Consider the following 8,080-nt stretch of genomic DNA (forward strand, 5'->3'; position numbering starts at 1 on the left):
GAAATCGACCTTCCTCGCAGCCGTGCAGTTCGCCTCAATCATCATCCTGCTTAACTGACGACACGCCGTAGTGTACCCATCCTCATTTCCTGGCCAGACCCGGAAGCATCTGCAGAAATCATATCCATGCTGGCCCCAGGGCAGAAAGTCATCATCGGAGGGAGACGTGACTATTGCGGCCTTCAGGATGGTTATCTACTGGCCAATGGCTTCACACCCCTCAACCCACACACATACCCTAATAGTCTGGCCAGCATGTCTGGTGGACTAAGCGGGCTTTCTCTTTGGAAAGCGCCGGCCTGATACCTCCTAATCCCAACCTGCCCCCATAAAAAAGGAGACAGGCAATTTCCTTGCACTGTCCCCTTCCAAAGGCCGTCATCACCTGGAATTTCAGAACATGACGTATTCTAGGAATGTTCCATCACGCTTCCATTCCCGTCGGCGACCAGTTTTGGGGTGTCGGCGCCAGTGTCCAGGGCATTCCTGAGTAGGGTCATTGCAGGCGTTGATCGCTTCTAAAGCGAGTTGTTCTGTCGCGAAGCAATATCTGTCATCGTATCCATTGTAGTCGCAGATTGCTCCTCGCTTAACCGTCCAGTGATAAATAAGGCTGTGGCAGAGAGTGTAATGCCCTGATGGAAAATAGCGGATAGTTCCATCGGGATAGTTTTTACACATAAATTCGTGGAAATGTTGGAGTTCTTCTTTGCTAAATCCATCGATTTCAGGAAATTCTGGATTTGGCGTCTTAATTGATATTGGCTTGCTATCACTCATTTACTTTACTGTGCCGTATAAAATGGAATATGTGGCGGCCGCTTTATGACGGACGCCATTTTTGAAATGATCAGGATATGTTAGTGAGTAGTGGCTCATTCCTGACAAACGGGCAATGGGGAAAGAGGCGGCCGGTCAAGGAGACAAAGCCCATCAGATTTCACCGCCACTGAAATGATAATACTAGAGGCTCAGGTCTGCCAATCTTTCTGCCTCAGACTTCTCTGATGCGGGCTTTTGACCATTCGCTTCAGCGATAGCTTCTGCCACATCAGCATCCGCTGTGGCCATTGATGCCGGAGGCGCCATGGTCGCAGCCTTTTCATTTTCGACTTCTGTTGCAATTTCGGACTTGTCAGCCATTGCACTCAGAGCCCTCAATCCGAATGAACTGCCTTGAGAACCATCACGTCCGAGACGTTGTGCCTCAGCCTTATCTTTGGCAATTGCCTCCTGCTTCTTGGCAATGTTCAGGCGATCGATAGCCTGTTGGGCTTGGGCTTGAATCGTTTTGAATTTGTCTTGAGCGGCAGAAACGATTGTATCGTATGTGTCCACCAGATCTTTCTTGGACTTCGTGGTAGCCAGCAATGCCTGGACATTGCCCTTTTTGGCCTGCAACTCAGCTTCGAATGCGTTGACCTTCGCATTTAGAGCCAGTTTTTCATCACCCTGGGCCGAAGCAGCTTTGTCCATCAGAACCTTTAATCCGGCGACCTCGGATTCATAGTTCTGCTTTGCCCTGGATGAAGCATCGTTTGCAGTATCATATTCTCGCCGGGCGCAAGCGCGCTTCGTTAGCACTTCAGTGAGATGATTTTCTGCCTGCTTGATATCTGCTTCTGTGGCCGTCTGAGGATCAAGTGTAGCCAGAAACGATGCACCGGCATCTACAATCTTGTTCAGTTTCAGAAAAGCCATAGCTCCAGCAAACGACAGTGCCTGAGTAGACATGAATTACCTCTTTCCAGTTTTAAAGTTTAATGATCAACCAGGATAATCTCTTCTCTCTTAGCTAAGAAGTAAGGCTTAAATGAGATCATTTAAACCTTGTCTAATTAAAAGATGAGAAGATTTAGGTCTTGATTTCCTAGCCTGTTGTCAAATCTAACGATGAAGGCTCGACTTCAACCCCACCAAGGATCTGAAGGAACATATAATCCTCACCTTGCTTTACAGCACTGCAGCAACGGATGAGCATAAACTCTTTCTGTGGGAAGCCGGGCGAGTAACCTGTATCGCGCTCGTACAGCATGTATTCGTGTCGCCAACGCGATACGAAAGGCTCATTCTTGATAAGTGAATGTATGGCCTCGAATTCGCATACTGGTTCAATGCGCCCCTCTTTCTGAGGAAGCATGCTTCGCAACCACTTCTTCCCGTCATGCTCTATGTCAGGCTGGCCTAAAAGGCCATCGGTCTTGTTCAGCCATGCATCCCACTGATCACTGTCTGCTGTATATATAGCGAGTTGTGATAGGAACGACGCACAATAAATCTTACCGCTCTCATCCAGATAAACCCTGAATTGATCCTCAAGGTTTGGATCAGTATACAGAACCGCAGTATCTGGCTGATCCTCTATGACACCTATTCCAGTGATTGATGTTTGGCCTGTAATGCTAGGCTCAAAATCCAGATCCGGCACCTTACCAGCCAGTGAAAGGTCACTGGACGTTCCCATTACAGGGACAGTAATGCTTGAACCGATACGAACTAAGGGAAGAGCCGGCAGGACTGGTGAAGACGAAGTTTCTCCCACATCTTCATACCCGGACAACTTCTTTTTCAATGCTTTTCCAACGGAAGAAACACCTGAACGCTTCTTCGCGTTATAATAGATATACGCGCCCAGACCGATGATTGCGAAAAGGATTAGAAACAGAATTATCTTAAGCAACACCATGCCAGTAAAAAAAGTAGGTACTTGAGAACCAGTTATAGCAGGCTGCGGAGGATTAGGTACAGGAACCTGGACTGGTGTTTGAACACTGGAAGGAGAAGTTTCTACAGGAGTTGAAGATGTCGGGGCCTGACTATCCCTACCCTGCTTATCGTGGTTATGGGAAGAATTGGAATTCGCCACAGATAAGCCAGAAACAAAGCCGGCGAGATATTGTGATGAGCCGCCGTTGGAATCATCATGATGGTCATGCACCACCACAACTCGATCCTTGCCACCTCCATTAGCTGACGATGTTTCAGACGAAGGAGATCCATTCACAACTGGCGCCGCGTTCGAAACTGGTGGAGGCACATTAGGAACAGATTGTTCCGCGGCCTTATTCTGCTGGGGCTTTACATCATCACCAGAAGGCCCCGATGAAGCATGGGTTTCACTGGCAGAATGCACTGCTACACCTGCCGCTGTCCCTGCCGCTATCGACAGCGCGGCATTATTGCGAAATTTCTTATATTCGTTCGATGATGCCTTCTCATTCATCCGCAAAATTTGCTTAGGTGTTGAAGACGATGTCGGTGCTTTGACACTGAAGGATTTGCTTGATCGAGTAGAACTAAAAGAGGAGCTGGATTTAAACGATGCAGAACTTCTAGCAAGAGCAACCTGTGGAAGGACCGGAACTGCATTTAGGGCCACAATACCCAATGCAGTGGCATAGAGTGATGACTTCAACATAACCGCTTTAGAAGGTCGGAATGCTGAGTACTTTTTCAACATCAGGCGAACTCCAATAAATTGAAATTTAGGAAATTGGACACCTGACGGAGGTCATGAGCATTTCCAAAAAAAACTGATGATGATGTTTGCAGGATATTCCCACCAGATAATCTGCGAAAGAATTCGAAAGCAGACTTCTGATCAGCCGTTACTTTCACCCCAGGGTTGTCATTAATCCAAACTACTCTGCATGGCACATCAAGATGAAGTTGAAGATGGCTCATCGGTAGATCAGGAGGCACTCGTACAGCGCATCCACTCAACGCCACCCCACCATCAGAGGCAATAGAGCGCAAAAAACCGTAGGAAGAAAATTCAGGCCTTGAGCCACATGTGGGAAACCCATCTTTGAAAAGTTTTTCCATGAAGATGCGCTGACCACTCTCTGATGGGCCGGCAATAAACGTCAAAGGTCGCACATGATGTGAATTGCATTTTAGCAGAGAAGGGCTTCGCCAATCCTGCTCCTTGCTTTTATTTCTAGAATTTTCACGAAAATGGCGGACTCTGCCAGATTTTACGCCTGATGATGGTGATACTGAGCCTTCAATATCATGAATATTAAGGTCTTTAGGAAGGCTTAATAACCCCAGATCACTCACCGGAGAAACGCCATCTGAGGCGATCTCACACGTTGGAGAAAAAGGCAGGTCTTTTTTCTCATCCAATCCCGCATTCTCTTTATTACGTTTGCGGTTCCGCCATTTCTGCCTCCGACGCGGCTGAAAACGGTTGTTACTTTTGAATGCCGAACTCAAGCTTATATCCTTCCTTACCTTCCATTTTTGACTTCTCATGGAAGGACTTACCAATTTTGCAAAGGCTATTCTAGCAAGATTTAGCCTTTGTGGATATAGAAAGTCCAGATTATCAAATGAACAAACTTTAAAAGGCCTTCTCATTCAATTGCTGGAATAAGCCTATGCCTTGTCATGATCTCAAAGAATATTTTTAAGCTTCTAACTCAAACCCGCAGGAGAGTTAAAACATTTCCACTGATCCAGAAAGGTCGCCATTCCCTGTCTGCTTTTTGCTTTTATCTTTGCCTGATATTGCCTCCACAACAGAGTGGAGTTTTACATCTTTAACCAGGTCCTTAACATTCATCATCAATCCAGCGGATCCGAAACACTCTTTGATGCCATTATCTGAGGAATTGACCAGTACAGTCTTTACGGCATCCACCAATTGCGTAGCAGAATCTAGGTTTTGCAACCGTTCAAAATCACTGTTTGAGAGTCCTGTACAGGCAGAACAGTGTGAGATAATTGCCTGTGCATCCTGCAATTTGTCATGCGCATCACTTAGGAGAGCACACAATACGTCCACCATTGAGCGATAATGAATACTCTCATCAGAATTGGCTGATGGTTTTCTAGACATGCCCATTTCCCTTAATTTGAACCGGCACTAAAACAATTCCAGATCCGATCCAGCCTGCTTTTTCCAACGTTGCTCTGCCTCACGTTCCTTGAGGCGATATTTTTCTTCCTGCCATCCGATTGCGCTGGCAGTTGAATCTAATACGAGGCTTTGCATAGCCCTACCGGTAGTTGGCCAGAACCTTATACGTCGTGCCCTATTACCTCCGAGACTGTGGGCCAGACATTTCAATCCCTCAGCTCGAATGTAATTTTTTACGAAGACGATGTTTTCCTGCCCCACTCGCCCCAAAGAAGCGATAACTGTGGCGCCGCCAAAAACCTTGCAGGTTAGGTTATCTCTTCTGCCTCCCAATTTCAGGATGCCATTTATCAATTTCTCCATGGCATTGACGCCAAATCTCATGGCAGTTTCACTATCGTCTGATGCGTCACCACCATCAGGGAGTAAGAAGTGGTTCATCCCCCCGACCCGCTCAAAAGGGTCATACATGCATACCGAAATGCATGACCCCAATAGCGTTCCAAAGACCACTTTCGGATCTTTGGAGATCGCCACTTCTCCTTGAATTACGGTGGTGACATCTCTCTCTTGCATCAACGAAGATGCCCGAACACCTTTTCAATTGCTTCACGCAACTTGGCTACAGTATAAGGTTTGGCCAAGAAGTTATTTACGCCGGCCTGAACAGCTTTTTGCACCAAATCTTTATTCGCTTCACCTGTAAGAATAATGAATGCGACTTTTTTGGTTTTAGGATTAGCCCGAACAGCCTTCAAAAGTTCGAGGCCATCCATCTCAGGCATGTTGAAATCTGAAATCACAAGATGGGTGGGATTTGTTTCAAGGTATTCCAGGGCTTCCTTACCATCCTTGCGCTGTGCAACTCCAGTAAACCCTAGTTCTGACATATGACTTGCAAGAACAGAACGGATAGATGACTGGTCATCAACAATAAGTGCGCGAATTTGTGATGCCGCTGGCATTGTCTTCCCTTTCAGCCTCAATAAGGCTACGTCGCTCAACTAACGCAGTGTACCGACACGATCTACATGATCAAAGCAGGATTTCACATATCATAAGGCTATATCCGCATGTTGCCTTACAAAACAGTGTCAAAACGCTTCTCAACAAGTCTTTTTGTTAAATCATAGTCATCGCAGTGTGTGGAATTTGCTTCAAAGAACAGATTTGTTCTGCAGCGCCAATTTCAGCAGCCACTCGTGGCATCCCATACACAACTGCTGATTGTCTATCCTGAGCTATAGTCCTGCATCCTATCCGCCGCATAGACAAAAGGCCTTCAGCTCCATCTCGACCCATTCCGGTGAGGATAATCCCTAGAGCATTGCGACCAATGTTTTCTGCGACTGATGTGTACAGCACATCGACTGAAGGCACATGACCACTTACAGGCGGGGCTTTAAAGAAGCGGGTACAGATGCCTCCACCAGTTTTATCAACCACCAAGTGCATATCCCCACCTGGAGCAATGCGAACCATGCCAGACCGCATTACCTCCCCATCTTTTGCCTCTTCTATACCAAATTGCGGGATAATCTGGTTTAACCTCGAAGCGAAGCTGGCAGTAAACAGTCGCGGCATATGCTGGCAAATGACAATCGGAGGGCTGGATTGAGGCAGATTACGCAGAACGTCTTCGACTGCTTCTACACCACCCGTTGATGATCCTATTGCCACCACATCGAACATATGGCGCCAATTCTCGGTTCCATTTGTTGATATTCTTCCTCCAACTTGCCCCGCCACCTCCCGCTTAATCGACTGACTACCTGGCTTGGAGTGGGCGGCCTGCACTACAATCCTAGCAAGCCCATCAAAGGCATCAGCCCCTTTGGCTCCCTGCCCCTTTGGAAAGCAATCAAAAGCGCCCATTTGAAGGGCTTTAATTGCGATATTCGCCCCACGCTCTGTCAGGCTTGAAACCATTACAACCGGAATTGGTCTCAATCTCATGATCTTATCAAGGAATTGCAGACCATTCATGCCGGGCATTTCCACATCAAGGGTAATAACGTCTGGCTGATCCTTGACGATAATGTCCCTCGCTTCCATTGGATTAGCGGCTTCGCCACAAACTTCCAATTCAGGGCACTTTTGAAAAGCGTGTTTGATCAGGGCTCTTATGGTCTGTGAATCATCAACTATAAGAACCTTTATTTTCTTAACCAACTCAGCCTCTCTTCCTGTAAATTGTTGATGATTCAGCAGTCAGATTGCATTCATCCTGCCGCTCAACCCTCTCAGAATGGCCTACATAGAGGTATCCGCCTGGCACAAGGTGGTCAGCAAGCCTTTTCCAGAGAGCTTCACGTGTTTCCGCACTAAAATAAATTACGACATTCCTGCAAAAGATAGCGTCAAATTTCTTTCTAATTGGCCAATTGCTATTCAGATTAAGGATATTGAAGACCGGGAGTTCTCTTATTTCCCCGGTAATCATGGAATAACCAGGTTCATCCTTGTCTTCCACGACCCACTTTTTTTTCATTGTGGATGGAATGGCGTTAATATCTTGACTGAGATATACGCCCCTCCGGCCGACATCAACAACATCTCGGTTAATATCAGTGCCAAGGATCTTCATATCTAGAGATGGTGCATCAGGAATGACATCCATTGTTGTCATGGCCATACTCCAGGCCTCCTGGCCTGTCGAACAAGCGGCGGACCACAAGCGTCCCATCCCTCCAGCCCTCAAGTTCCGAGCAATCTGCGGAAGCACCACGTCATGCAAATGCTCGAAATGATGACCTTCTCTAAAGAAGCTTGTTACATTCGTCGTGATGGCACAAATTAACTTATCTCTCTCCTTTTCACCTGCTTTTGTAACAACAAAATCTAGGTAAGAGTTAAAGGAGTGATAGCCAGTCTCCCTTATACGCCTTGAGAGTCTGGAATAGACCAGATTTTTCTTCGTTTCTGGAAGACTAATACCAGCTTCAGCCATTGCTATCTGACGCACACGGCGAAAATCGGCATCGGAATAACCGAAATCTATGTCGGCTGAAGGCATATCATCCTAAACTCCGCTGGAAACCTCGGCGTTCAGGCCGGGGAGGAAAGCGGTTCCGCTCTTTACTGAACGGACTTTCCATATTAAGTTAATTGCATGTCGTTTCGTGGCTTCACATACAGGCTCAAGCCCAACGCCTTGCAGGAAGAAGCCTTTCTTCAATTCGCAGGCGTCTGCCGTCTTGTGTGGAACCTAGCCCT

General features: G+C 46.9%; 11 protein-coding genes. 2 read left to right on the forward strand and 9 right to left on the reverse strand.

Going from position 1 to position 8,080, the window contains the following annotated elements; all coding sequences use genetic code 11:
- Positions 1 to 126 precede the first annotated feature (126 nt).
- A complete protein-coding gene (locus CSR02_RS16700; RefSeq protein WP_167384173.1) occupies positions 127 to 303 on the forward strand; it encodes a hypothetical protein in 177 nt (58 codons plus the stop codon).
- Positions 304 to 393: 90 nt separating this feature from the next.
- On the opposite strand, the gene CSR02_RS16415 is transcribed toward CSR02_RS16700, so the two are convergent.
- The 9 genes from CSR02_RS16415 to CSR02_RS15750 form a co-directional block, all read right to left on the reverse strand.
- Positions 394 to 780: a hypothetical protein gene (locus CSR02_RS16415; RefSeq protein ID WP_143225637.1), complete on the reverse strand. Its 387-nt coding sequence runs from the start codon at positions 778 to 780 to the stop codon at positions 394 to 396.
- Between the two features lie 183 nt (positions 781 to 963).
- The gene (locus CSR02_RS15715) at positions 964 to 1,734 is read right to left on the reverse strand and encodes a hypothetical protein (protein WP_099542304.1); all 771 of its coding nucleotides are present in this window, start codon (positions 1,732 to 1,734) and stop codon (positions 964 to 966) included.
- Positions 1,735 to 1,870: 136 nt separating this feature from the next.
- Positions 1,871 to 3,460 (reverse strand): DUF2491 family protein, encoded by a 1,590-nt coding sequence (locus CSR02_RS15720; RefSeq protein ID WP_099542305.1) that lies wholly within the window; start codon positions 3,458 to 3,460, stop codon positions 1,871 to 1,873.
- Positions 3,460 to 4,218 carry a hypothetical protein gene (locus tag CSR02_RS15725; RefSeq protein ID WP_099542306.1) on the reverse strand — a complete coding sequence of 253 codons (759 nt, stop codon included), beginning with the start codon at positions 4,216 to 4,218 and terminating at the stop codon, positions 3,460 to 3,462. Before CSR02_RS15725 ends, CSR02_RS15720 begins: the two co-directional genes overlap by 1 nt.
- A gap of 223 nt (positions 4,219 to 4,441) precedes the next feature.
- Positions 4,442 to 4,843 (reverse strand): hypothetical protein, encoded by a 402-nt coding sequence (locus CSR02_RS15730; protein WP_124296683.1) that lies wholly within the window; start codon positions 4,841 to 4,843, stop codon positions 4,442 to 4,444.
- Between the two features lie 27 nt (positions 4,844 to 4,870).
- Positions 4,871 to 5,440, reverse strand: coding sequence for a chemotaxis protein CheD (locus tag CSR02_RS15735; RefSeq protein ID WP_099542308.1), 570 nt, complete (start codon positions 5,438 to 5,440; stop codon positions 4,871 to 4,873).
- Complete coding sequence (locus CSR02_RS15740; protein ID WP_099542309.1) at positions 5,440 to 5,829, reverse strand: response regulator; 390 nt, start codon at positions 5,827 to 5,829, stop codon at positions 5,440 to 5,442. The genes CSR02_RS15735 and CSR02_RS15740 overlap by 1 nt, the downstream gene beginning before the upstream one ends.
- Positions 5,830 to 5,986: 157 nt before the next feature.
- Positions 5,987 to 7,036, reverse strand: coding sequence for a protein-glutamate methylesterase/protein-glutamine glutaminase (locus CSR02_RS15745; protein WP_099542310.1), 1,050 nt, complete (start codon positions 7,034 to 7,036; stop codon positions 5,987 to 5,989).
- Position 7,037: 1 nt separating this feature from the next.
- Positions 7,038 to 7,880: a CheR family methyltransferase gene (locus CSR02_RS15750; RefSeq protein ID WP_099542311.1), complete on the reverse strand. Its 843-nt coding sequence runs from the start codon at positions 7,878 to 7,880 to the stop codon at positions 7,038 to 7,040.
- Positions 7,881 to 7,976: 96 nt separating this feature from the next.
- On the opposite strand from CSR02_RS15750, the gene CSR02_RS15755 reads away from it, so the two are divergent.
- Positions 7,977 to 8,080 (forward strand): helix-turn-helix domain-containing protein (locus CSR02_RS15755; RefSeq protein ID WP_167384174.1); only part of this gene is annotated, 104 nt, incomplete at its 3' end.

The organism is Acetobacter pomorum, from assembly GCF_002738225.1.
Classification (GTDB): domain Bacteria; phylum Pseudomonadota; class Alphaproteobacteria; order Acetobacterales; family Acetobacteraceae; genus Acetobacter; species Acetobacter pomorum.